The organism is Pseudomonas sp. BR20, from assembly GCF_050780135.1.
GTDB lineage: Bacteria > Pseudomonadota > Gammaproteobacteria > Pseudomonadales > Pseudomonadaceae > Aquipseudomonas.
The window spans coordinates 3,092,537-3,115,823 of the sequence record NZ_CP172012.1 but is presented as its reverse complement, the minus strand read 5'-3'; the positions used below and the strand labels follow the sequence as shown (position 1 = coordinate 3,115,823).

The 23,287-nt window shown below is 62.9% G+C and carries 16 protein-coding genes and 1 pseudogene; 11 read left to right on the top strand and 6 right to left on the bottom strand.

The features are described 5' to 3' along the window. Positions 1–125: 125 nt before the first annotated feature. From ACHPFG_RS14380 to ACHPFG_RS14360, 5 genes are read left to right on the top strand one after another with little or no spacing between them, the layout of a single operon-like run. Complete coding sequence (locus ACHPFG_RS14380; protein ID WP_431703229.1) at positions 126–1,181, top strand: AMP-binding protein; 1,056 nt, start codon at positions 126–128, stop codon at positions 1,179–1,181. Positions 1,182–1,191: 10 nt separating this feature from the next. Next, positions 1,192–1,968, top strand: coding sequence for an ABC transporter ATP-binding protein (locus tag ACHPFG_RS14375; protein WP_431703227.1), 777 nt, complete (start codon positions 1,192–1,194; stop codon positions 1,966–1,968). Between the two features lie 2 nt (positions 1,969–1,970). Continuing rightward, positions 1,971–2,852: a branched-chain amino acid ABC transporter permease gene (locus ACHPFG_RS14370; RefSeq protein ID WP_431703225.1), complete on the top strand. Its 882-nt coding sequence runs from the start codon at positions 1,971–1,973 to the stop codon at positions 2,850–2,852. Between the two features lie 22 nt (positions 2,853–2,874). Then, positions 2,875–3,942, top strand: a complete 1,068-nt coding sequence (locus tag ACHPFG_RS14365; protein ID WP_431703223.1) for a branched-chain amino acid ABC transporter permease — start codon at positions 2,875–2,877, stop codon at positions 3,940–3,942. Positions 3,943–3,970: 28 nt separating this feature from the next. Further along, on the top strand, positions 3,971–5,302 hold the full coding sequence (locus tag ACHPFG_RS14360; RefSeq protein WP_431703221.1) for an ABC transporter substrate-binding protein: 1,332 nt from the start codon (positions 3,971–3,973) through the stop codon (positions 5,300–5,302). A 1,419-nt stretch (positions 5,303–6,721) separates the two neighbouring features. Here the strand turns inward: ACHPFG_RS14360 and nirD are convergent. Continuing rightward, positions 6,722–7,084 (bottom strand): nitrite reductase small subunit NirD, encoded by a 363-nt coding sequence (gene nirD, locus ACHPFG_RS14355; protein WP_131696106.1) that lies wholly within the window; start codon positions 7,082–7,084, stop codon positions 6,722–6,724. Continuing rightward, positions 7,084–9,627, bottom strand: coding sequence for a nitrite reductase large subunit NirB (nirB, locus tag ACHPFG_RS14350; protein WP_431703219.1), 2,544 nt, complete (start codon positions 9,625–9,627; stop codon positions 7,084–7,086). The genes nirD and nirB overlap by 1 nt, the downstream gene beginning before the upstream one ends. Positions 9,628–10,265: 638 nt before the next feature. Between nirB and ACHPFG_RS14345 the strand changes: the two genes are divergently transcribed. The 3 genes and pseudogenes from ACHPFG_RS14345 to ACHPFG_RS14335 all read left to right on the top strand — a co-directional run bounded on the left by ACHPFG_RS14345 (position 10,266) and on the right by ACHPFG_RS14335 (position 16,363). Next, positions 10,266–14,273 carry a molybdopterin-dependent oxidoreductase gene (locus ACHPFG_RS14345; RefSeq protein ID WP_431703217.1) on the top strand — a complete coding sequence of 1,336 codons (4,008 nt, stop codon included), beginning with the start codon at positions 10,266–10,268 and terminating at the stop codon, positions 14,271–14,273. A 137-nt stretch (positions 14,274–14,410) separates the two neighbouring features. Continuing rightward, a pseudogene (locus ACHPFG_RS14340) lies at positions 14,411–15,508 on the top strand (cache domain-containing protein); the annotation flags it as partial. 87 nt (positions 15,509–15,595) lie between these two features. Continuing rightward, the gene (locus ACHPFG_RS14335) at positions 15,596–16,363 is read left to right on the top strand and encodes a methyl-accepting chemotaxis protein (protein ID WP_370737674.1); all 768 of its coding nucleotides are present in this window, start codon (positions 15,596–15,598) and stop codon (positions 16,361–16,363) included. An 83-nt stretch (positions 16,364–16,446) separates the two neighbouring features. Here the strand turns inward: ACHPFG_RS14335 and ACHPFG_RS14330 are convergent, their stop codons facing one another. Together ACHPFG_RS14330 and ACHPFG_RS14325 are read right to left on the bottom strand one after the other, a co-directional pair. After that, entirely contained in the window at positions 16,447–17,226 is a 780-nt protein-coding gene (locus tag ACHPFG_RS14330) for a nucleotidyltransferase domain-containing protein (RefSeq protein ID WP_431703215.1), read from the bottom strand. Continuing rightward, entirely contained in the window at positions 17,223–17,702 is a 480-nt protein-coding gene (locus ACHPFG_RS14325; protein WP_431703213.1) for an AAA family ATPase, read from the bottom strand. The genes ACHPFG_RS14330 and ACHPFG_RS14325 overlap by 4 nt, the downstream gene beginning before the upstream one ends. A gap of 158 nt (positions 17,703–17,860) precedes the next feature. On the opposite strand from ACHPFG_RS14325, the gene ACHPFG_RS14320 reads away from it, so the two are divergent. Both ACHPFG_RS14320 and ACHPFG_RS14315 read left to right on the top strand, forming a co-directional pair. Then, positions 17,861–18,274, top strand: coding sequence for a DUF2231 domain-containing protein (locus tag ACHPFG_RS14320; protein WP_431703211.1), 414 nt, complete (start codon positions 17,861–17,863; stop codon positions 18,272–18,274). Continuing rightward, the gene (locus ACHPFG_RS14315) at positions 18,271–19,563 is read left to right on the top strand and encodes a PQQ-dependent sugar dehydrogenase (protein WP_145337594.1); all 1,293 of its coding nucleotides are present in this window, start codon (positions 18,271–18,273) and stop codon (positions 19,561–19,563) included. The genes ACHPFG_RS14320 and ACHPFG_RS14315 overlap by 4 nt, the downstream gene beginning before the upstream one ends. A 30-nt stretch (positions 19,564–19,593) precedes the next feature. On the opposite strand, the gene ACHPFG_RS14310 is transcribed toward ACHPFG_RS14315, so the two are convergent. Further along, positions 19,594–20,502, bottom strand: a complete 909-nt coding sequence (locus ACHPFG_RS14310) for a LysR substrate-binding domain-containing protein (RefSeq protein WP_431703208.1) — start codon at positions 20,500–20,502, stop codon at positions 19,594–19,596. A 93-nt stretch (positions 20,503–20,595) separates the two neighbouring features. Between ACHPFG_RS14310 and ACHPFG_RS14305 the strand changes: the two genes are divergently transcribed. Further along, positions 20,596–21,573 carry a DMT family transporter gene (locus ACHPFG_RS14305; RefSeq protein WP_431703206.1) on the top strand — a complete coding sequence of 326 codons (978 nt, stop codon included), beginning with the start codon at positions 20,596–20,598 and terminating at the stop codon, positions 21,571–21,573. Between the two features lie 282 nt (positions 21,574–21,855). On the opposite strand, the gene ACHPFG_RS14300 is transcribed toward ACHPFG_RS14305, so the two are convergent. After that, the gene (locus ACHPFG_RS14300) at positions 21,856–23,259 is read right to left on the bottom strand and encodes an MFS transporter (protein ID WP_431703204.1); all 1,404 of its coding nucleotides are present in this window, start codon (positions 23,257–23,259) and stop codon (positions 21,856–21,858) included. Between the last annotated feature and the right edge of the window lie 28 nt (positions 23,260–23,287).

Below are 23,287 nucleotides of genomic sequence, written 5' to 3'. Positions count from 1 at the left end.
CAGCTTGTGCTGAATCAACACACGCCTCATCTCCCAAAAATCTACGTATCCCATTGAAATAAAAACATTTAATCCTCTGGCATGGCGCGTGCAATCGCCTTCGCATACTGACGAAGGATGCCCCCATGCCCCAGACACTGCCCCAGGCGCTGTTGCGCCAAGCCCACACCCGAGGGTCGTCGATTGCCTTGCGCTTCAAGCGCCTGGGCATCTGGCATGAGCGCAGCTGGAGCGAGGTGGCGCACGAGGTCAGCCAGCTCGCCGCGGCCTTGCATCAGCGCCGCTTCGGGCCTGACGACAACCTGTTGATCCTCAGCCAGGCGCGCCCCGAAGCGTTGCTGCTGGCGCTGGCCGCGCAATGGCTGGGCGCCAGTGTCACGCTGCTCGACCCGGACCGCGACAACCGGGCGCTGCTGGCCGGGCTGCGACCGCGCTTCGTGCTCGTGCAAGACCTGGAAGCGCTGCAACAACTCGGTGAACGCGGGGTGGTGGTGTTCCTCGACGGGCGTGGCCTGAGCCAGTCCCAAAACGCCTATTTGATCGACTATGCCGAGTTACGTGCCGACGCACCGCCACCCGCCCACGCCCCGCAGCCGAGCGACAGCGCCTTCGTCTTTCATGCCGACAGGTCCCTGCACTTGACCCACGCGCAACTGCTCGCGGGCGCGCGGACGCTGGTCGACCGCGAACACCTCGGCGCCGACGACGAAGCCCTGGCTGCACGGGTGTTTGCCGCCAGCGGCCAGGCGCGCTACCTGCTGGCGCCCTGGCTCCACGCGGGCTTTCGGCTGAACTTCCCCGAGGCCCTCGCCACCCGCGACAACGACCGCCGCGAGCTGGGCCCGACCCTGGTGCTGGGCACCCGCGAATCCTATGCGCGCCTGGAGCAATGGGTGCGTGAACGCCAGCCACTGCCGGGCAGCTTCAGCCATCGTTTATACGACTGGGCCATGCAGCCGACCCCGTCCCCCGTGCGCCGTTGGCTGGGCCATTGGCTGGTGCGTCGCCCTTTGCTGGATGTGTTGGGCATGAGCCGCCTGCGCGTGCCCTTGCTGGTCGGGCCGCCACTGCATCCGGAAAGTGCCGCCTTCTTTGCGGCCCTGGGCATTCGTCCCGGCCATTGGCAAGAGCCATCCATCCACCACGAACCCAGCGACCACTTGCTGCCTCAATCTGCCTGACGAGCCCTCCATGCACACACCCACTGAAGCGGTATTACTGCGGCTCGATGACATTTCCCTGTCGTTCAAGGGCATCAAGGCCATCACCTCCATCAGTTTCGAGGTCAAGGCCGGTGACATCTGCGGCCTGATCGGCCCCAACGGCGCGGGCAAAAGTTCGCTGCTCAATGTGATCAATGGGGTCTATCACCCCCAGAGCGGCAGCATCCGCTACGCCGGCCAGACCCGGCGGCGCATGCGTGCGCACCAGGCGGCCGAAGGCGGGATTGCGCGGACCTTCCAGAATATCGCGCTGTTCAAGGGCATGAGCGTGCTCGACAACGTGCTCACCGGGCGCAACCTCAAGCGCCGCAGCAGTTGGCTGGAACAGATCCTGCGCCTGGGCCGCGCCCCACGCGAGGACGACGCCCACCGCCTGCACGCGGAAAAGGTGATTGCCTTCCTTCAGATCCATCCCTGGCGGCATGTGCTGGTCGGCACCCTGCCCTATGGCCTGCAAAAACGTGTCGAGCTGGCCCGCGCCCTGGCCGCTGAACCCACCCTGCTGTTGCTGGATGAACCCATGGCCGGCATGAACGCCCAGGAGAAAGCCCAGATGAGCCAGTTCATCCGCGACATCAACCGCGAGTTCGGCACCACCGTGGTGTTGATCGAACACGACATCAGCGTGGTCATGGGCTTGTGCGACCACGTGGTGGTCCTCGACTACGGGCGCAAGATCGGCGACGGCACCCCGCAACAGGTGCGCGCCAACCCTGATGTCATCGCCGCCTACCTGGGTACCTGAACATGGAATTTTTCTTCGAAGTGCTGATCGGCGGTCTGCTCGCGGGCGTGATGTATGCGCTGGTGGCGATTGGTTTTGTACTGATCTACAAGGCCTCCGGCGTGTTCAATTTTGCCCAGGGCGCCATGGTGCTGTTCGCCGCGCTGACGTTTGTCAGCCTGTTGGAGCGCGGCTTCCCGTTTGCCTGGGCATTCCTGATCACCCTGGCGAGCATGGTGGTGCTGGCGCTGCTGATCGAAAAAGTGGTGCTGCGGCCCTTGGTCAATCGCCCACCGATCATCCTCTTCATGGCCACCCTCGGGCTGTCCTACCTGATCGAAGGCTTTGCGCAATTCCTGTGGGGCGCGCAGGTGCACGGGCTGGACCTGGGCATCGCCGACGAACCGCTGGAAATCCGCGGCATGCTGCTTTCGCAATTCGACCTGTTTGCCGCCGGCACCGCCGCCACGCTGGTGATCGTGCTGTCGCTGCTGTTCAACAAGACGCGGATGGGCCTGTCGTTGCGTGCGGTGGCCGATGACCCGCTGGCGTCCATGGCCATCGGTATCCGCCTGCCGCGCATCTGGGCCTTGGTCTGGGCGGTGGCCGGGTTTGTCGGCCTGGTGGCCGGGCTGCTCTGGGGCGCGCGGCTGGGGGTGCAGTTCTCGCTCTCGCTGGTAGTGCTCAAGGCGTTGCCGGTGCTGATCATCGGCGGATTCTCGTCCATCGGCGGGGCGATTGTCGGTGGCTTGATCATCGGTGCGGCGGAGAAAGTCGCCGAGATCTACCTCGGCCCGATCATCGGCAGCGGCATCGAAAACTGGGTGCCGTACGTCCTGGCCTTGCTGTTCCTGCTGGTACGGCCTGCCGGGTTGTTCGGCGAGCGCGCCATCGAACGGGTTTGATTGTCCTTGGGGAAATGCCTGCATGTTGTATCAAGAAGTCGGTCAAATCAGCACCTCCTACGCGGCCGAGCGCCGCACCTTTCGCCTGCGCCAGGACCGCGTCGCGCTGTGGCTGCTGCTGGGCGTGGCGTTTTTTGCAGTGCCTTGGCTGGGCAACGACTACTGGTTCAGCGCAATCCTGGTGCCGCTGCTGGTGCTGTCGCTGGCCGGGCTGGGGCTCAACCTGCTGACGGGCTATGCCGGGCAACTTTCACTTGGCTCGGCGGCGTTCATGGCGGTGGGCGCGTTTGCCGCCTACAACCTGCAACTGCGCGTGCCCGGTTTGCCGCTGCTGGTGAGCTTTGCCCTGGGCGGCGTGATTGCTGCGCTGGTGGCGGTGTTCTTCGGTTTGCCGAGCCTGCGCATCAAAGGGTTTTACCTGCTGGTGGCGACCCTGGCCGCGCAGTTCGTGGTGGAGTGGGTGCTCACCCGCTTCAGTTGGTTTACCAACGACAACGCCTCGGGCGTGATCACCTCGCCGCCGCTGCTGATTGCCGGGCTGGACTTCAGCTCACCGCGCGGCCGCTACGTGCTGACGTTGGCCGTGGTAGTGGCGCTGTTCTGGCTGGGCAAAAACCTGGTGCGCAGCGAGCTGGGCCGCAACTGGATGGCGGTGCGCGACATGGACACCGCCGCTGCCGTCATCGGCATTCGTCTGTTGAAGGCCAAGCTGCTGGCGTTTGCGATCAGCGGCTTCTACCTGGGCGTCGCCGGTTCACTGTGGGCGTTCGCCTACCTGGGCACGGTCGAGCCCCACGGCTTTGACCTGAGCCGCTCGTTCCAGGTGCTGTTCATCATCATTATCGGCGGCCTGGGCAGCGTGCTCGGCAACGTCCTCGGCGCGGCATTCATCGTGTTGTTCCCGATCCTGCTGGCCAATCTCTTCGCCCTGTTGCCCGCTGGGCTGATGGATGCCGGACAGCTGGAGAACATCCAGAAGATGCTGTTTGGCGCGCTGATCATCGCGTTTCTGATCAAGGAACCGGAGGGGCTGGCCCGTCTGTGGCAGCGCTTTCGTCAACGGGCCAGGGTTTGGCCGCTGCGTTACTGAACTCAATAACCCCCCAGGAATAACCTTCATGACACATCGCTTATCGCTGCGCCGCCTGGCCTTGGGCCTGGCCCTGATCACCGCCGGGCTCACGGCCGGCGCCCAGGCTGCCAATGAACAATACTTCCCCTTGCAGAGCTACCGGGTCGGTCCGTACGCCGCCGGCGGCACCGGTTTCTTCGGTGGCTTTATCGACTACCTGCAATACATCAATGCCAAAGGCGGGGTGAACGGCGTCAAGCTGACCTGGAGCGAGTGCGAAACCGAGTACGTGGTGGAAAAAGGCGTCGAATGCTACGAGCGCCTCAAGGGTGGGCTCAACGGCGCACCGGCCGCCGCCACCAACCCGCTGTCAGTCGGCATCGCCTATGCCACGCTGGAACGCTCCACGGCCGACAAGTTGCCGCTGATCACCATCAACCATGGCCGCACCGACTCCACCGACGGCAGCGTGTTCCCCTACGTGTTCCCGCTGCAGCTCAACCCGTATTCGGAAGTCTCGGCGATCATCAACTACATCGGCCAACGCGAAGGTGGCGCCGACAAGCTCAAAGGCAAGAAAATCGCCGTGCTCTACCACGGCTCGCCCTACGGCAAGGAAACCAATGGCGTACTCGAAACCCTGGCGAAAAACGCCGGCTTCGAACTGAACCTGCTGGAAGTGCCGCATCCCGGCAACGAGCAGCAATCGCAGTGGCTGAACATCCGGCGCCTCAAGCCCGACTGGGTGATTCTGCGCGGCTGGGGCGTGATGAACCCGGTGGCGCTCAAATCCGCACAGAAAGTCGGCTACCCGGCCGATCACATCATCGGCAATATCTGGAGCAACTCCGAAGAAGACGTCGTACCGGCCGGCGCCGCCGCCAAAGGGTTTATCTCGATCACCACCCACCCGTCGGGCACCGACTTCCCGGTGCTGCAAGGCATCCAGCAAAGCGTGGTAGACGCCGGCAAGGGCAACCTGGCCGACCCCAAGCGTTTCGGCACCGTGTATTACAACCTGGGCGTGGTCAACGGCATTCTCAACGTCGAAGCGCTGCGCCTGGCCCAGGAAAAATACGGGCAAAAACCACTGACCGGCGAGCAGGTACGCTGGGGCTTCGAACACCTGAACCTCGACGACGCACGCCTGCAGGCGCTGGGCGCCAAGGGCCTGGTGCAACCGCTGAAACTGTCCTGCGCCGACCACGAAGGCGGCGGCGCCGTACGCTTCCAGCAATGGGACGGCCAGCGCTGGAACCTGATCAGCGACTGGGTACAAGCCGACCGCGCCTTGCTGCGGCCGATCATCGAAGCCTCGGCGGCGCAGTACGCCAAGGAAAAAGGCATCACGCCGCGGGATTGCAGCCAAGAGCAGTAAAACGACCCAACTGTGGGAGGGGGCTTGCCCCCGATGGCGGAGTGTCAGTCAACAGATTCATTAGCTGATCCACCGTCATCGGGAGCAAGCCCCCTCCCACATTCAGACCGAGGCGTGTCAGCCCACGCCTACTTCAACCACGCGACTTTTGGCAGTCGCCCATGCGAGCGAAATCTGCCGGATGTAAACAGCTCAACTGTGGGAGGGGGCTTGCCCCCGATGGCGGAGTGTCAGTCAACAGATTCATTAGCTGATCCACCGTCATCGGGAGCAAGCCCCCTCCCACATTCAGACCGAGGCGTGTCAGCCCACGCCTACTTCAACCACGCGACTTTTGGCAGTCGCCCATGCGAGCGAAATCTGCCGGATGTAAACAGCTCAACTGTGGGAGGGGGCTTGCCCCCGATGGCGGAGTGTCAGTCAACAGATTCATTAGCTGATCCACCGTCATCGGGAGCAAGCCCCCTCCCACATTCAGACCGAGGCGTGTCAGCCCACGCCTACTTCAACCACGCGACTTTTGGCAGTCGCCCATGCGAGCGAAATCTGCCGGATGTAAACAGCTCAACTGTGGGAGGGGGCTTGCCCCCGATGGCGGAGTGTCAGTCAACAGATTCATTAGCTGATCCACCGTCATCGGGAGCAAGCCCCCTCCCACATTCAGACCGAGGCGTGTCAGCCCACGCCTACTTCAACCACGCGACTTTTGGCAGTCGCCCATGCGAGCGAAATCTGCCGGATGTAAACAGCTCAACTGTGGGAGGGGGCTTGCCCCCGATGGCGGAGTGTCAGTCAACAGATTCATTAGCTGATCCACCGTCATCGGGAGCAAGCCCCCTCCCACATTCAGACCGAGGCGTGTCAGCCCACGCCTACTTCAACCACGCGACTTTTGGCAGTCGCCCATGCGACCGAAATCTGCCGGATGCAAACGACCTAACTGTGGGAGGGGGCTTGCTCCCGATAGCGGAGTGTCAGTCAACAGATTTATTAGCTGATCCACCGTCATCGGGAGCAAGCCCCCTCCCACATTCAGACCGAGGCGTGTCAGCCCACGCCTACTTCAACCACGCGATTTTTGGCAGTCGCCCATGCGACCGAAATCTGCCGGATGTAAACAGCTCAACTGTGGGAGGGGGCTTGCTCCCGATAGCGGAGTGTCAGTCAACAGATTTATTAGCTGATCCACCATCATCGGGAGCAAGCCCCCTCCCACATTCAGACCGAGGTGTGTCAGCCCACGCCTACTTCAACCACGCGACTTTTGGCAGTCGCCCATGCGACCGAAATCTGCCGGATGCAAACGACCTAACTGTGGGAGGGGGCTTGCTCCCGATAGCGGAGTGTCAGTCAACTGATTTATTAGCTGATCCACCGTCATCGGGAGCAAGCCCCCTCCCACATTTAGACCGAGGCGTGTCAGCCCAGACCTATTTCCACCACTCCAGCATTCAACCGCACCGGCCATACCCGCAGGCGCTGGTGCGGTGCTTCCAGGCATTGGCCGTCGTGCAAACGGTAATGCTGCTTGTAGATCGGCGCGGCCACCACCAGGTCACCCTTGATGCTGCCGACCAGCCCACGACCAATCACATTCGCACCGGATTCCGGGTCGTGGTTGTCGATGGCGTACAGCGTCTGGTCCTGGGCGCCGGGAAGGTAGAACAGCGCGACTTGGGCGCCGTCCAGCCACACCACCACGCCGGAATTACTCACCAGGTCGGTCTCGTTGCACACGCTTTTCCAGGTGGCAAGGTTGCGCTGCGTGTTGGACTGGCTCATCAGGCAAGCTCCTCGGTGACGGGAATCAGGTTGAGTTCGGCGGCCATGATCGGCCGACGCTGGCCGCGTTCCTGGACAAAGTGGATGTCCGGGTCGGGGCGTTTGTCGTTGACGAAAGTGCGGAAGCGCTTGAGTTTTTCCGGATCTTTCAGCGCGTTGGCCCACTCGCATTCGTAGCGGTCGACCACCAGTTGCATCTGCGCTTCAAGCTCGGCGCCCAGGCCCAGGCTGTCGTGCAGGATCACATCCTTGAGGAAATCCAGGCCGCCTTCCAGGCTTTCGCGCCAGACCGAGGTGCGTTGCAACTTGTCGGCGGTGCGGATGTAGAACATCAGGAAGCGGTCGATGTACTGGATCAGCGTGGCGTCATCCAGGTCGGTGGCGAACAGTTCGGCGTGGCGCGGGCGCATGCCGCCGTTGCCGGCGATGTAGAGGTTCCAGCCCTTCTCGGTGGCGATCACGCCCACGTCCTTGCTCTGCGCCTCGGCGCATTCGCGGGTGCAGCCGGACACCGCGAACTTGAGCTTGTGCGGCGAACGCAGGCCCTTGTAGCGATCTTCGATCAGCAGCGCCATTTTCACGCTGTCCTGCACACCGTAGCGGCACCAGGTGCTGCCCACGCAGGACTTCACCGTGCGCGTGGACTTGCCGTAGGCGTGGCCGGTTTCAAACCCGGCGGCGATCAGCTCGGCCCAGATGTCCGGCAGCTCGTGCAGTTGCGCACCGAACAGGTCAATACGCTGGCCGCCGGTGATCTTGGTGTAGAGGTCGTACTTCTTCGCCACTTCGCCAATCACGATCAGTTTGTCGGCAGTGATCTCGCCGCCCGGAATACGCGGCACCACCGAGTAGGTGCCGTTCTTCTGCATGTTGGCCATGAAGGTATCGTTGGTGTCCTGCAACGGCACCAGGGATGCGTCCATGATCGGCTGGTTCCAGCACGAGGCCAGGATCGACCCCACCGCCGGTTTGCACACATCGCAACCGGTGTGGCCACGGCCGTGTTTGGCCAGCAGTTCTTCGAAGGTGGTCACCCCTTCCACGCGCACCAGGGCATACAACTCCTGGCGGGTATAGGCGAAGTGTTCGCACAGGCTCTTGTCGACGCTGACCCCACGGGTAATCAGCTCGTGCTCGAACACCTGCTTGAGCAACCCGGCACACCCACCGCAACCGGTGCAGGCCTTGGTCTGCGACTTGAGCAGGCCGAGGTCGCTGCAACCGGCGTCGATGGCCGAGCAGATAGCACCCTTGTTGACGTTGTGGCACGAGCACACCGTGGCCGAGTCCGGCAAGGCGCCTGGGCCGAGGGTCGGTGCGCCGCTGGACGATGGCAGGATCAGGCTGGCCGGTTCGGCCGGCAGCGCGATGTTGTTCTGCATGTATTGCAGCAAGGTGTCGTAGTAGCTGTTGTCACCGACCAGCACCGCGCCGATCACGTGTTTGCCGCTCGCATCCACCACCAGGCGCCGATAGCTGGCGCTCGCCTCGTCGATGAACTGGTAGCTGCGCGCACCCGGTGTATGGGCGTGGGCGTCGCCGATGGAGCCCACGTCCACGCCCAGCAACTTGAGCTTGGTGGACATGTCGGCGCCGACAAACGGCTCAGCGGTGTGCTCGCACAACAGCGCGGCGACGCCACGGGCCATCTGGTAACCCGGCGCAACCAAGCCGAACAGACTGCCGTTCCAGGAGGCACATTCGCCAATCGCGTAGATATGCGGGTCGCAGCTCAAGCACTCGTCGTTGATCACCACGCCGCCGCGCGGGCCAATGTCCAGGCCGGCCTGGCGGGCCAGGGCATCCTGGGCGCGGATACCGGCGGAGAACACGATCAGGTCGGTTTCAAGGAATTCGTCATTGGCAAAGTTCATGCGGTAGCGGTACTGCTCGCCGGCACTGATCGATTGAGTGGCGCGGGACAGATGCACACCGACGCCCAGCCGCTCGATCTGGGCCTTGAGCGCCAGACCGCCAAAATCGTCCAGCTGCACCGGCATCAGGCGCGGTGCGAACTCCACCACATGGGCTTCCAGGCCCAGGCTTTTCAAGGCGTTGGCGGCTTCCAGGCCGAGCAGGCCACCGCCCACCACCACACCACGGCGCGCATTGGCGGCAGCGGTGCGAATGGCGTCGAGGTCTTCGAGGGTGCGATACACCAGCCGTGAGTCGCCTTCAGCGCCCTCGATCGGCGGCACGAACGGATAGGAACCGGTGGCCAGCACCAGCTTGTCGTAGCCCACGCAGCCCTGGGCGGTGATCACTTCACAGCGTTCGCGGTCGATCTCCAGCACCGGTACACCCAGGTGCAAGGTGACGCCCGGGACCTGGTACAGCGAGGCGTCGGACAGTGCCAGCGACTCGGCATCGCGGCCGGTGAAATACTCGGAAAGATGCACGCGGTCATAGGCACGCATCGGCTCTTCGCTGAACACGTGCAGCCGGTAGTGATCCAACGCGCCGCGTTCGATCAGTTGCTCCACGCAATGGTGGCCGACCATGCCATTGCCGACGACGATCAGGGTTTTCATCTGTTTGTTCATATCAAGCACCCGACAACGTTCATCACGATTTAAAAAGCAAAAAAAAACGCCTGAAACCTTGCGGTTCCAGGCGTCTTTGCCTGTTCTTATGCGGGATCGGATCGGCGACTGCGCCGGATCTACCGCTTTATGCCCCTGTTGTCGATCGTCGTTGACCGAGGTGGGTTGAGGGGGAGCTTGCAGGGTCTGTGCCAATTGGCCGCAAGCGAGCACTCACGGCGGCGACAGGCAATCAACTGCACAAAGCACACCCAATTTCGCCTCCAACTGGTGCGCCTTGCTTCAAAAAAGCGCACGTTCAAAGGATCACAAATGCTTCTATGGTGAGGGGGACTGTTGTGGCGAGCGGGCTTGCCCCGCGTTGGGTGGCGAAGCCGCCCCATTACTGCCACTGCTTGCTTCCTGTAAGGACTGAGGTGCCTGGGTTTGGGGCTGCTGCGCAGCCCAACGCGGGGCAAGCCCGCTCGCCACAATTAACCTGTGCTTAAGAAATTGGCGCGTGACTTGCTAGGAACACACACAGAGCAGTCAACGCTGATTGCCCATTCACGACAAAGGCGCCGTGCAATCCCCGTTTCCAACGGAGGGTTGCAGGGCGCTTTTTTGTTGGCGGGCAGAAAAAGTTTCGAGGGTTACGGATGGCAAACCAAAGCGTACGCAGTGTGTGTCCCTATTGTGGTGTGGGCTGCGGCATCGTCATGCAAGTGGAAAATAATAAGGTGGTCAAGGTCATCGGCGACAAGGCCCACCCCACCAACTTCGGCCGCCTGTGCACCAAAGGCACCACCTGCGGGCAGGCTATCGCCGAGTCCGGGCGGATGGAGAACGCCTACCTGCGCGAGAAGCGTGATCACGACCCGGTGCGCATCGCCATGGACACCGCCATCAGCGAAACCGCCGGGCGCCTGCGCGGCATCCTCGACAGCCACGGGCCGGACGCGCTGTCCTTTTATGTGTCGGGGCAAATGTCCCTGGAAGCCCAGTACCTGATCAATAAGTTGGCCAAGGGCTTTGTGCGGACCAACAACGTCGAGTCCAACTCGCGGCTGTGCATGGCCAGCGCCGGCAGCGGCTACAAGCTGTCCCTCGGTTCCGACGGGCCGCCGGGCTCCTATGAAGACTTCGACCGCGCCGACCTGTTCTTCGTGATCGGCGCCAATATGGCCGACTGTCACCCGATCCTGTTCCTGCGCATGATGGACCGGGTCAAGGCCGGGGCGAAGCTGATCGTGGTCGACCCACGGCGCAGCGCCACGGCGGACAAGGCCGGCCTGTACCTGCCGATCAAACCCGGCACCGACCTCGCCCTGCTCAATGGCCTGTTGCACCTGCTGGTCAAGAACGGCCACACCGACCCGGCCTTTATTGCCGCGTTCACCGAGGGCTGGGAGGCCATGCCCGGCTTCCTCGAGGACTACCCGCCGCACACCGTCGCCGACATCACCGGCCTGGCCGAAGCGGATATCCGCCAGGCCGCCGACTGGATCGGCCAAGCCGCCGAGTGGATGAGCTGCTGGACCATGGGCCTCAACCAAAGCACCCACGGCACCTGGAACACCAACGCCCTGTGCAACCTGCACCTGGCCACCGGCGCCATCTGCCGCCCCGGCAGCGGGCCGTTTTCCCTCACCGGCCAACCCAATGCCATGGGCGGCCGTGAGATGGGCTACATGGGCCCTGGCCTGCCGGGGCAACGCTCGGTGCTGGTGGAGGCCGACCGCGCATTTATCGAAGACCTCTGGCAGATCCCCGCAGGCAGCCTGCCGCGCCAGGTTGGCAGCGGCACCGTGGCGCTGTTCGAGCAGATGAGTGCCGGGCAGATCAAGGCCTGCTGGATCATCTGCACCAACCCGGTGGCCAGCGCGCCCAATCGCCGCAAGGTCATCGAAGGCCTGCAAGCCGCCGAACTGGTGATCACCCAGGATGCCTTCCTCGACACCGAGACCAACCGCTACGCCGACATTCTGCTGCCCGGCGCGCTGTGGGCCGAGGCCGAAGGGGTGATGATCAACTCCGAACGCAACCTGACCCTGATGCAAAAAGCCGTCGAACCACCGGGCGAGACCTTGCCCGACTGGCAAATCATCGCCAGGGTGGCCTGCGAGATGGGCTTTGCCGAAGCCTTCACCTATGCCAGCGCCGCCGAGGTCTTCGACGAGATCAAGCGCGCCTGGAACCCCAAGACCGGCTATGACATTCGCGGCGCCAGCCATGAACGGCTGCGCGAGCAACCGCTGCAATGGCCCTGCTCTTCAGACGCGGGCGCGGACCGCAACCCGATCCGCTACCTGGATACAGGCACGCTCAGATTCGCCACCGAAAACGGCAAGGGCCAGTTCCTGGCACGCCCGCATAGGCCGCCGGCAGAGATGCCCGACGCAGCCTTCCCTTTCGTGCTCAACACCGGCCGTTTGCAGCACCAGTGGCACACCCTGACCAAGACCGGCAAGGTCGCCACGCTGAACAAACTCAACCCCGGCCCCTTCGTCGAACTGCACCCCGAAGACGCCGCCAGCCTGGGCATCAAGGACAAGGACCGCGTGGAGGTGCGCTCCCAACGCGGGCGTGCCGTACTGCCTGCGGTGGTCACCGACCGCGTGCGCCCGGGCAACTGTTTTGCGCCTTTCCACTGGAATGATGTATTTGGCGAAAACCTGGCGATCAACGCGGTGACCAACGACGCGGTCGATCCGATTTCCCTGCAACCCGAGTTCAAGTTCTGTGCCGTGGCCCTGGCCCGGGTCGAGTTGATCGATCACCAGTTTCTCGATAGACCGGCCACGAATGACCTTTCCCCCTTAGCAGAGGACCTCGCCATGTCGCGCCTCGACGCCTTCGCCGATATCGCCGGCCTCCGTAACGTGCCAGCGCCGCCACTGAGCGACAGCGAGCGTACTTACCTCGCAGGTTTCCTCAGCGGTCTGCGCTCCGACGCCGGGCGCCAGGCCGCCGGTGTACCGGTGATGCCAAGCAATGCGCCGCTGGCCAAGGACACCCGACTGTGGCTGGACGGTTTGCTCGGCGGGCTGTTCAGCCGTGCAGAAGCCAGCGCCGTCGCAGCACCGCCCTCCCCGGCCGTCACCCTGTTATGGGCCTCACAGACCGGTAACGCTGAAGCCCTGGCCGAGCGATTCGCCAAGCGCCTGCGCGACGCAGGTATCAGCGTGGAACTCAGCGCCATGGCGGACTTCCCGCCCAGCAAACTGGCGGGCACGCAAAACCTGGCGCTGATCAGCAGCACCTTCGGCGACGGCGACCCGCCCGACAATGGCGAAGGTTTCTGGCACAGCCTCAGTACCGCCGAGATCCGCCTGGAGTCGCTGCGCTTTGCGGTACTGGCCCTGGGCGATCCGAATTACGACCAGTTCTGCAAGCACGGCAAACGCCTTGACCAGCGCCTGCTGGAGCTGGGCGCGACCCGCCTGCTGGAGCGCGTGGATTGCGACACCGAATTCGAAGAACGCGCCTATGCCTGGCTGGCACAGCTGCAACAGACCCTCAACCCGGCCAAGCCCGCGACGCTCGCCCCACCCGCCACCCCGGCGGGCAAAACCAAGCTGCATGGCTCACGGCTGCTGCTCAACCGGCACCTGAACCCGCAGAGCACCCACAAGGAAACACGCCAGTTCGCCCTGGACCTGACCGACTCCGGGCTGAGCTATGAAGCCGGTGATGCCCTGGGAGTGATGCCGCGCAACTGCCCGGAACTGGTCAGCGAACTGCTCGACCTGACGCGCCTGGATGCCAGTGCCAGCGTGAACATCGACACCTTCGGCGATGTACCGCTGCACCAGGCACTGACCCAGCGTTTCGAAATCGCCCGGCCCAGCAGCGACACCTTGGCCTTTATCGCCGAGCGCAGTGCCAACCCAGGCCTTAAACGCCTGCTGAGCCCTGAGCACAAGGCCCAACTGCAGGATTGGCTGTGGGGCCGGCAACTGGTGGATGTGCTGCACGAGTACCCCATCGATTGCTCGGCGGACGAACTGCTCGGCACCCTCAAGCGCCTGCAACCACGTTTGTATTCAATCGCCTCCAGCGCCAAAGCCTACCCGCAGGAAGTGCACCTCACCGTGGCTGCCGTGCGCTATGGCAAGCGCAAGGGCGTGTCCTCGACCTTCCTCGCCGACCGCGCCGCAGACAGTGAGGTGCCGTTGTTCGTGCAGCCGTCCAAACACTTCCGCACACCCGCCGACGGCGCTGTGCCGATGATCATGATCGGCCCTGGCACCGGCGTGGCGCCATTTCGCGCGTTTTTGCAGGAGCGTCGGGCTCTGGGGCATCAGGGCCGCAACTGGCTGTTCTTTGGCGAGCAACACGCGGCCAGCGACTTCTACTACCAGGATGAACTGCAATCCATGCAGCGCGACGGCCTGCTCACCCACCTGAGCCTGGCGTTCTCCCGCGACCAGGCGCAAAAGATCTACGTACAGGACCGCATCCGCGAACAAGGTGCCGAGCTGTGGCGCTGGCTGCAGGACGGCGCGCAGCTGTATATCTGCGGGGATGCCAGCCACATGGCCAAGGACGTCGACCAGGCGTTGCGCCAGGTCGCGCAAACCCATGGCGGGCTTGGCGTTGAGGGCGCTGTGGAGTACTGGCGCCAGTTGAGCGAACAGAAGCGTTACCTGCGTGATGTCTACTGATTGGATACAGAACAATAAGTACTTTGTATTGTGTACAAAAAACCCTAAAGATTTACCGGCACCGGGCCGAAACAGCGGTGATAGCAAATCGCCGCGCTGTTTTTCCTGAGCCGACGATTTGACCACCCTCCGCGCTGATGGTCGTCTCGATGAAAATAAAAAATAAGCTGGTGCTGGCATTTGTCTCTGTGGCGTTTATTCCGGTAAGCCTGGTGGCCGTGATCTCCGTGATGAACACACGGACCCAGGCGGTGGATCAGTTTATCGACGGCAGCACCCGGGAAATCCGCCAGATCGATGGCAATATTCGCCAGTTCTTCGACGGCACGCTGCAGAACGTCGATCAAATGGCCACCGATCCTGTATACACCTCCGTGGACACTCTGAAGAACTACCAGCCCGCCGACGCGCCCAGCCAGCCGATGCCGGCGGCGGCGCAAGACGTGATCAACCGCTTTGCGCGCTTTGGCGCCACGCACCCGGCAGCCGCCATCCTCTCCATCGGCCTGGAAGACGGTACCTACGTCAAATGGCCGGATGATCCGCAACTGGCCAAGTACGACCCACGCACACGCCCCTGGTACAAGGCCGCGATGGCCAGCCCCGGCAAGACCGTGCGCACGCCGGCTTACTACTACGACAAAGACGATGTGGCGCTGGTGGGCACTGCCCGGGCGTTGCTGGATAGCGCCGGCAAAGCCAAGGGCGTGTTCGTGGTCAGCGTGTCGCTGAAGAACCTCACCGAACTGGTCAAGAGCATCAAGCTCGGCGAAAGCGGCTACGTGATGCTGATCGAAGACGGCGTGGTGCTGGTCGACCCGCGCGACGCCGCCCACAGCTTCAAGCCGCTCAAGGACCTGGGTGCCGCCTATGCGCACCTGGCCGAGACCTCCCAAGGTTCTACCGAAGTGGAAATCAACGGCGTGCGCTACATGGCCAACGTGTGGACCTCCCCCGGCCTGGGCTGGCGTTATATCGGTCTGATTGAACACCGCGAAGTCATGGCCGAAGCCACGCGCATGACCTACCTCACAGCGGTCATCGTCGGCGTGCTGGTGCTGATCTTCGGCGTGCTCGCCGCGGCGTTTTCCAAAGTGATCGTCAAGCCTATCGGCCAGGTCAGCAGCGGTTTGCAGTCGATTGCCGAGGGTGAAGGCGACCTGCGCCACGCACTGCAGGTGCAGGGCAAGGATGAAACCGCTGAACTCGCCGGCTGGTTCAACAAGTTCCTCGCCGCGATTCGCCAATTGATCCAGCACATCGGCGCGGCCTCGGCCAATTTGCACAACGCTTCCAAGGTCAACAGCGAAGTGGCGCACAACATGAACGAAGCCGCTGGGCGCCAGCGCGAGGCGGTGGAACTGGTGTCCACCGCATTCAACGAAATGGTCGCCACCGCCAACGAAGTCGCGCGCTCCTGCAGCAGTGCGGCAGAGTCGGCGGAGAACGGCCATCGCCGCGTGGCCGAGGGCAAGCAACAGATCGAAGTCACCACCGATAACGTCAACCGCCTGGGCCGCCGCTTGACCGAGTCATCCGACGCCATGGTTGAGCTGGAGGCCGGCAGCCGCAGCATCAACCAGATTATCGGCACCATCCGCGCGATTGCCGAACAGACCAACCTGCTGGCACTCAACGCCGCCATCGAGGCCGCCCGTGCCGGCGACCAGGGCCGTGGTTTTGCCGTGGTCGCCGACGAGGTGCGCGCGTTGGCCAAACGCACCTCCGACTCCACCGGCGAGATCGAGCACCTGCTCGGCACCCTGGAAAACAAGACCCAGGAAGTCACGCAAAAAATGGGCAGTTGCCTGGACCTGTCACGGGCCAGTGTGTCGTCCATCGAAAGCGCGCGGGACAGCTTCGAAGGCATCCAGCTGTCGGTCAACGAGATCCGCGACCAGAACCTGCAAATCTCCGCTGCTGCCGAGGAACAACACAGCGTGGCCGAAGAGATCAATCGGCATATCCAGCAGATCTACGACGAGGCGCGGCTGGTGGAAAGCCTGGCCAACTCGGCGCAGGACGATTCGGGGCGCTTGTCGAATCTGTCGGACGAGTTGAATGGCCTGGTGGGGCGCTTCAAGTCCTGATGATTGTCGCCATCTGATACCCATGCACTGATAGGCGCAGACGGTCTCCCAAGCAACCGTCGAGCCTCGCCAGGGCGCGACAGCTACGCAGTGGCTGCGGGTGAAGCCATCCAGTCCAGAAAAGCTCGAAGCCGCGTGGTGAAGTTTTCCATCGTGGCGCCAGGGTTCCTGGCCTCAAAGAGAAAGAATGCGATGTGAGTGACCCGCTGCGGATACCCCCGGACGAACATCGCCACATGCTCTTCGAGGGTCTGCGGCCATGTCGACGCCTCTTTCGAGCGCAGTACATGAGTGGACCTGATCAGTTTGCGTGAAGCCTCGCGCTGCAAGCGAAGCCGCTGCATCTCGGTATCGGCGCACGCGATGCGCGTGAGGTAGGTGCTCAATACGGCATGGAAATCGCCATTTACCGCCAGCGCGATGTCACGGGACGGCCGAAACCGCTCGAAATGCACTGACAGATCTTCGCCCCACACACAGCGGCACTGGTGCTTGAGCCAGAAGCCCCAACTGTTGCGGTTTTCAGCCGCCAGCACCTGCGCACGGTGGCCGATATCGAAATCTATCTTGGTGATATGGGGATGCCGCTGCTCCAGTGCACAGCGGACTGCCTCCAAGCGCGCCAATAGATCCGCGGTTGCCGGCTCGCGCAGCACCAGGGTGAGATCGAGGTCAGAAGCACCCGCAGTGGCGTCGCCCCTTGCGACACTGCCATAGAGATAGATGCCGTCCAGGCCCAGGTCTTCCGTCGAGAGCGACGCACAGACATCCGCAAGCAATGGCTGGTATTCACGCTGCACGGGAGTGTCGGCGACGGTGAGGATAAATCCGTCCGCGTCGATGCCTGTAGAAAGGGTATTCATGGGCGATGCACCTCAATCACCAGTCCCTCCTCCTCACTCGGCACGCAGAAATGCCTTGTGATCAGATCAAACTCGGCATCGGTCGCCGCAAAATCGTGGTCGCCCCGGGCATTGCGCGCATGCAGCCTTGCGCGGCAGGTGGCGTCGTCCCGTTCGAGGTAATGCAGGCGGTGCGGCACCTCGGCGGCCTGCGCCAACCCCAGCAGCCATTCGCGATTGGCCAGGGTGTTGGCCGGAAAATCCAGCACCACGTTGACGCCGGATTCAAGCAGGCTGACCACCAGCGGCCCCAGCACCCCGCGAATCCGCTGGGCGCAGCGCAGGTAGTCGGCGATCGAGAGGATTTCACCGGGGTACAGCCGGGCGAGCCAGGTGTCTTCGCTGAGCAGGATGGCTGCGTGTTCGGCCACCAGGGTCTTGGCCAGCGTTGACTTGCCCGAGGCGATCTTGCCGCACAGCAGGTGCAGGGTTGGCATGGGGGACAGCTCCTTATGTCAGGCGTTGAGCATGCCAGCTTTCAGGCTGACTCCTAATATTTCGACACGAATTATGCTGAACTATCTGACACGTAAGGCGTTCATTTCCTATGCGCAGCCCCGACCAGGGGCGTTGTACAACAAGGAGCCGCCTTACCATGACAACCCTTCCCGCCTACCGATACACGCCGGGGCCGCTGCATGCGACCTTGCTGGCCGGCACCGTGCCGCTGTTTCTTGGTGCCTTGCTCAGCGACATTGCCTACACCCAGACCTACCAGATTCAATGGGCCAACTTTGCGTCCTGGTTGATTGCCGGTGCTCTGGTGTTCTGTGGGCTCGCGTTCCTGTTTGCGCTGGTCAACCTGCTTCGCGCCGAGCGCAAGGCGGGGCAATCCACGCGGTATGTCCTGCTGCTGTTAGCCACCTGGGTATTAGGGCTGGTCAATGCCTTTCAACATGCCAAGGATGCCTACGCCTCAATGCCTGCAGGGCTGATCATGTCGGCCATCGTCTTGCTGCTGACACTGGCGGCCACCTGGACCGGCCTGCGCTCAGGAGGTGCCAAATGAAAACGTCCCACACACTGAGCGTATTGAGCGCCGCGCTGTTGCTGAGTGCCTGCGGCGGCGAAGGTGACAAGACCCAGGCCCGCGGCCCCGACCCCAAGTTGCCGGAGCAGCAAAGCAGCCTGTTGCCGAGCATGAAGATCGCCGAGCCCACCCCGTGGGGCGATCAGAAACCCAAGGTGCCCGAAGGCTACAGCGTCACGGCCATCGCCACCGACCTCGCCATCCCGCGCCAGACCCTGGTGCTGCCCAACGGCGACATCCTCATCGCCGAAGGCCGTGGCGGCAGCGCAGCCAAGCTCAAGCCCAAGGATGTGATCGCCAGCCTGATCAAGGCCGAAGGCAACACCAAGGTCAAGGGCGGCAACCGCCTGACGCTGCTGCGCGATGCCGACGGTGACGGCACCTACGAGCTCAAGACCGTGTTCGCCGACAACCTCAACGCGCCCTACGGCCTGGCGTTTGCCGATGGCAAGCTCTACGTGGCCAACCAGGATGCGCTGGTGCGCTTCGATTACACCGACGGCCAGACCAAGGCCAGCGGTGCGCCGGTGAAAGTCACCGACCTGCCGGCGCAGATCAACCATCACTGGACCAAATCCCTGGCGGTGAGTGCCGATGGGCGCCAGCTCTACGTGGGGATCGGTTCCAACAGCAACGTCACCGAACGTGGCATGGAAGTGGAAATCGACCGCGCCATGGTCTGGCAGATCGACGCCGCGACCGGCGCGCACAAACCCTATGCCACCGGCCTGCGCAACCCCACGGCGCTGACCATTCAACCCGACTCCGGGCAACTGTGGACGGTGGTCAACGAACGCGACGAACTGGGTCCCGACCTGGTGCCCGACTACCTGACGTCGGTGAAAGAAGGCGCGTTCTACGGCTGGCCCTACAGCTATTGGGGCCAGAACGTCGACCCACGCGCGCAACCGCAGAACCCGGCCAAAGTCGCCGCTGCGATCAAGCCGGATTACAGCCTCGGTTCCCACGTGGCGGCACTCGGCGTGGATTTCTCCATCCCGGCCATGGGCGAGCAATTTGCCGACGGCGTATTCGTCGGCGAGCACGGCAGCTGGAACCGCGACAATCCTGTGGGCTACAAGGTGATCTTCGTGCCGTTCAGCAATGGCAAGCCATCCGGTGAGCCGATAGATTTCGCCAGCGGTTTTCGCGGTGACGACGGCAAGACCCGTGGGCGCCCGGTGGGGGTGACGGTCGACCCGAAAGGCGCGCTGATCATCGCCGATGACCTGGCCAATACCGTGTGGCGGGTGACGCGTAACCCATAGCGGCACATGACAGGGGCGGTGTCGCCCCTGTCAGCCCTCATCCTGCAATTGCACCTCCAGCCAGTCGAGCAATGCCGTGATCTCGGCTCGACCGCCTCCTCCCTGCTGCCTATACACCGAAATGGCTTCCGGCAAATGCACGCTCTCGGTACAGGGCCTGACCAGCGCCCCCGTTTCAATCAACTTGGTCGCGGTACGACGCCAGCCCATGGCGACACCGTGCCCCTCCACCGCAGCCTGCAACATCAGCGGGTAACTGTCGAAGGTGACTCCACGCGTATCCCCGGCCACGGCCTGGCCGAATACCTGCAACCAGCGGTCCCACTCCATCAAGTGCGGAGGATGGGAGCTGTGGTGCAACAAGGTGCACCCCTGCAACCCCGCGAGCGACAGCGGTGGTTTCGTGCCCAGATAGCCGGGGCTGCACACCGGGAACACTTCGTCAGCCGCGGTGAACATCAGCGGATGGGCGCCACTTGCGCGCCCGGTACTTTGCAAGGCCACGTCGAAATGGTCGGTGAACTCGGTCAGGGGGCGGGTGGAGGTCACCACCTGGATTTCGATATGCGGGTATTGCTGGTGGAACGTCGACAGGCGCGGCATCAGCCAATAAAACGCTTCGCACAACTGGCACAGCAGCACCACGCGATGACTGTGCGGTGACACCCGCAGGCTGGCGGCACTTTCACTGATGCTGCGCAGCGCCTCGCCGACCACCCTGCCCAGTTCCCGCCCCTCTTGGGTCAGGAACACCGCTCGGTTGCGCCGACTGAAAAGCTTCACGCCCAGGTTGTCTTCCAGCCCGCGAATCTGGCGGCTGATGGCGGCCTGGGTGATGTGCAGCTCATCGGCAGCCTTGGAAAAACTGCCCAGGCGTGCCGCCGCTTCAAACGGCAACAAACTGGCCAGGGGCGGTAGGGTCTTGCCGAGTGTATTCATAATCTGAGGTTATACATCCAGGGCCGAGAACTCGTTTGTAGCACACCCACCCGACTGGGCACCATGGATCCATTACCTGAATGGATACCCCAGATGAACGCTGCACAGACCTCTATCGCCGTCGGCGTGCTCCTCGCGGTTGTTGCGACATTGGGCTGGGCGTTGAACTTCATCACGCCCTACGTCACCGGCGACTACAGCCTCTATGACTTGATGGCCGTGCGATTTCTGATCGCCGGCATATTGGGTGTCATGGGGGTGATCCTATGCCGGGCACAGTTGCACATGCTCGGGCCCGGCCAGCGATGCCTCGCCGCAGCGCTCGGGGCGTTGGGGTGCCTGGGCTACGGCGTGTCCATCGCCGCAGGCGTGATGTTCGGCGGGCCGGTCATGACCCCGGCGTTTGTCGGCACGGTGCCGGTGTTGTTGGCCCTGGTGGGTAACGCCAGCACCAGGACCGTGCCGTGGCGCCGGCTGGCAGCCCCCTTGTCATGCCTGACGGTGGGCCTCTTGCTGTCGAACATCAGCAGCGTTCATCAACCTTCATTGGATACAAACGCCTGGTGGGCGGGGCTGTTTTTTTCCCTGAGTGCAGTTGCCCTCTGGTTGTGGTTCAGCGTGATCAACCAACGGCAACTGACACACCTTGCGGCGCAGGCAACCGGCCTTTGGACCGCACTGATGATGGTGGGCAGCGGTGTCGCCACCCTGTGCCTGCTGCCGTTCATCCATGAGCTTGGCGTGTTCAAGCTGCCGACGCTCGGCTTCGGCCTTTCCCAGGCAGGCCCGCTCTATGCCTGGAGCCTGGTGATCGCGGTGATGTCCACCATGGTCGGCGCCTGGGCCTGGAACGCCGCGACCCGACGCCTGCCGATGGTACTGAGCGGCCAATTGATCGCCCTCGAATCACTCTTCGCCACCCTGCTCGGCCTGTGGTTTCACGGGCGGTGGCCCACGCTCATGGAAGCCGCGGGCCTGGGCGCGGTGCTGATCAGCGTGGTCATGGCGATTCGGATCATATTGACGAACCCTCGGGCGACGGCCTGCCCGAACCCCAACAGCAGCCACTGACCGACGGAAGAGGAGCCCACCTTGAGTTTAGGCAAGCAACTGGTCAGCCAGACCTGGGCACGCGCGTTGTAGAAAAGGTGCTTGAAGGAATGGGTCTCGACACAACGTTATGGGTGATTCGACGGACCTGTGGCGAGCGGGCTTGTCCCGCGTTGGGCTGCGCAGCAGCCCCAAAACCAGGCGCAGAGGCGTGTCTGATGCACCGCATTCGTCTTTATTAGGGGCGCTTCGCACCCCAACGCGGGACAAGCCCGCTCGCCACAGAGGTAGTGAGGTCTGGGTTTACAGGTCAGTGATTTCCTTGTGGCGCGGCACCAGCGTCTTCATCACGCTCCAGGCCACCAGGTACGCCAGCGCGCAGATCGCGAACATGATCATGTAGCCGGTGTGAATGTCATTGATGGACTTGTAGTAGTCGAACACCCAGCCGCCGATCTTGGTCATCACCACGCCGCCGATACCGCCGGCCATGCCGCCAATGCCGACCACCGAGGCCACGGTTTTCTGCGGGAACATGTCGGACACGGTGGTGAAGATGTTGCACGACCACGCCTGGTGCGCCGAGGCACCCACGCCGATCAGCAATACCGGCACCCAGAAGCTGATGTAGCCCAACGGTTGCGCCAGCAACACCACCAACGGGAAGAGCGCGATCACCAGCATGGCTTTCATGCGGCCGTCATAGGGTGCATCGCCACGGGCCATGAAGTAGCTGGGGAACCAGCCGCCGCCGATGCTGCCGACCATGGTCATGCTGTACAGCACGGCCAGGGGCATGACGATATCGGCGCCTTTCATGCCGTATTGCGCCGACAGGTAGGTGGGCAGCCAGAACAGGAAGAACCACCACACGCCGTCAGTCATGAACTTGCCAAAGGCAAACGCCCAGGTCTGGCGGTAGGTGAGCAACTTGAACCACGAGACTTTCTTCGCCGCCGCACCTGCGGGGGCCGCCGTCAACGGCTGCACGCTCTGGTCGCTGCGGATATAGGCCAGCTCTTCGGCCGACAAGCGTTTTTGCTGCTCCGGCTTTTCATACACCGCCGACCACACGGCGACCCACACGAAGCCCAGCATGCCGATGACCATAAAGGCCGCTTCCCAGCCCCACATTCCGGCGATCAGTGGCACACAGATCGGCGCCAGGATCGCGCCGACGTTGGCGCCGGAGTTGAAGATCCCGGTGGCCAGCGAGCGTTCTTTCTTGGGGAAATACTCGGCGGTGGCCTTGATCGCAATCGGGAAGTTACCCGCCTCGCCAATCGCCAGCACCGCCCGGGACAGCATGAAGCCGGCGATGGACACCGGTATCACCGCCAGGCCGATCGCACCGCTGAGCGCGGCTATGCCCTCGCCCATCGGCACCGAGAACGCATGCATGATGGCGCCGGTAGACCAGATCGCAATCGCGATCACGTACGCCGCCTTGGTGCCGATCTTGTCGACGAACCGCCCGGCAAACAGCATGGAGATCGCATACACAAACTGGAACACCGCCGCGATATTGGCGTAATCGGTGTTGCTCCAGCCAAATTGCGTCGACAACTGCGGCGCGAGCAGGCTGAGCACCTGACGGTCGAGGTAGTTGACGGTGGTCGCGAAAAACAACATCGCGCAGATGGTCCAGCGATAATTGCCTACCGCTTGGCCAACGCGGTGGGCGTTGATGGGCTCGATCAAGTTCATGGCATCACTTTTTATTTTTGTTAGGTAG

Excerpts from the sequence above, each read along its gene's own strand:
- ACHPFG_RS14380 (WP_431703229.1), top strand. The coding sequence starts at position 126 with ATGCCCCAGACACTGCCCCAGGCGCTGTTGCGCCAAGCCCACACCCGA.
- ACHPFG_RS14375 (WP_431703227.1), top strand. The coding sequence starts at position 1,192 with ATGCACACACCCACTGAAGCGGTATTACTGCGGCTCGATGACATTTCC.
- ACHPFG_RS14370 (WP_431703225.1), top strand. The coding sequence starts at position 1,971 with ATGGAATTTTTCTTCGAAGTGCTGATCGGCGGTCTGCTCGCGGGCGTG.
- ACHPFG_RS14365 (WP_431703223.1), top strand. The coding sequence starts at position 2,875 with ATGTTGTATCAAGAAGTCGGTCAAATCAGCACCTCCTACGCGGCCGAG.
- ACHPFG_RS14360 (WP_431703221.1), top strand. The coding sequence starts at position 3,971 with ATGACACATCGCTTATCGCTGCGCCGCCTGGCCTTGGGCCTGGCCCTG.
- nirD (WP_131696106.1), bottom strand. The coding sequence starts at position 7,084 with ATGAGCCAGTCCAACACGCAGCGCAACCTTGCCACCTGGAAAAGCGTG.
- nirB (WP_431703219.1), bottom strand. The coding sequence starts at position 9,627 with ATGAACAAACAGATGAAAACCCTGATCGTCGTCGGCAATGGCATGGTC.
- ACHPFG_RS14345 (WP_431703217.1), top strand. The coding sequence starts at position 10,266 with ATGGCAAACCAAAGCGTACGCAGTGTGTGTCCCTATTGTGGTGTGGGC.
- ACHPFG_RS14335 (WP_370737674.1), top strand. The coding sequence starts at position 15,596 with ATGAACGAAGCCGCTGGGCGCCAGCGCGAGGCGGTGGAACTGGTGTCC.
- ACHPFG_RS14330 (WP_431703215.1), bottom strand. The coding sequence starts at position 17,226 with ATGAATACCCTTTCTACAGGCATCGACGCGGACGGATTTATCCTCACC.
- ACHPFG_RS14325 (WP_431703213.1), bottom strand. The coding sequence starts at position 17,702 with ATGCCAACCCTGCACCTGCTGTGCGGCAAGATCGCCTCGGGCAAGTCA.
- ACHPFG_RS14320 (WP_431703211.1), top strand. The coding sequence starts at position 17,861 with ATGACAACCCTTCCCGCCTACCGATACACGCCGGGGCCGCTGCATGCG.
- ACHPFG_RS14315 (WP_145337594.1), top strand. The coding sequence starts at position 18,271 with ATGAAAACGTCCCACACACTGAGCGTATTGAGCGCCGCGCTGTTGCTG.
- ACHPFG_RS14310 (WP_431703208.1), bottom strand. The coding sequence starts at position 20,502 with ATGAATACACTCGGCAAGACCCTACCGCCCCTGGCCAGTTTGTTGCCG.
- ACHPFG_RS14305 (WP_431703206.1), top strand. The coding sequence starts at position 20,596 with ATGAACGCTGCACAGACCTCTATCGCCGTCGGCGTGCTCCTCGCGGTT.
- ACHPFG_RS14300 (WP_431703204.1), bottom strand. The coding sequence starts at position 23,259 with ATGAACTTGATCGAGCCCATCAACGCCCACCGCGTTGGCCAAGCGGTA.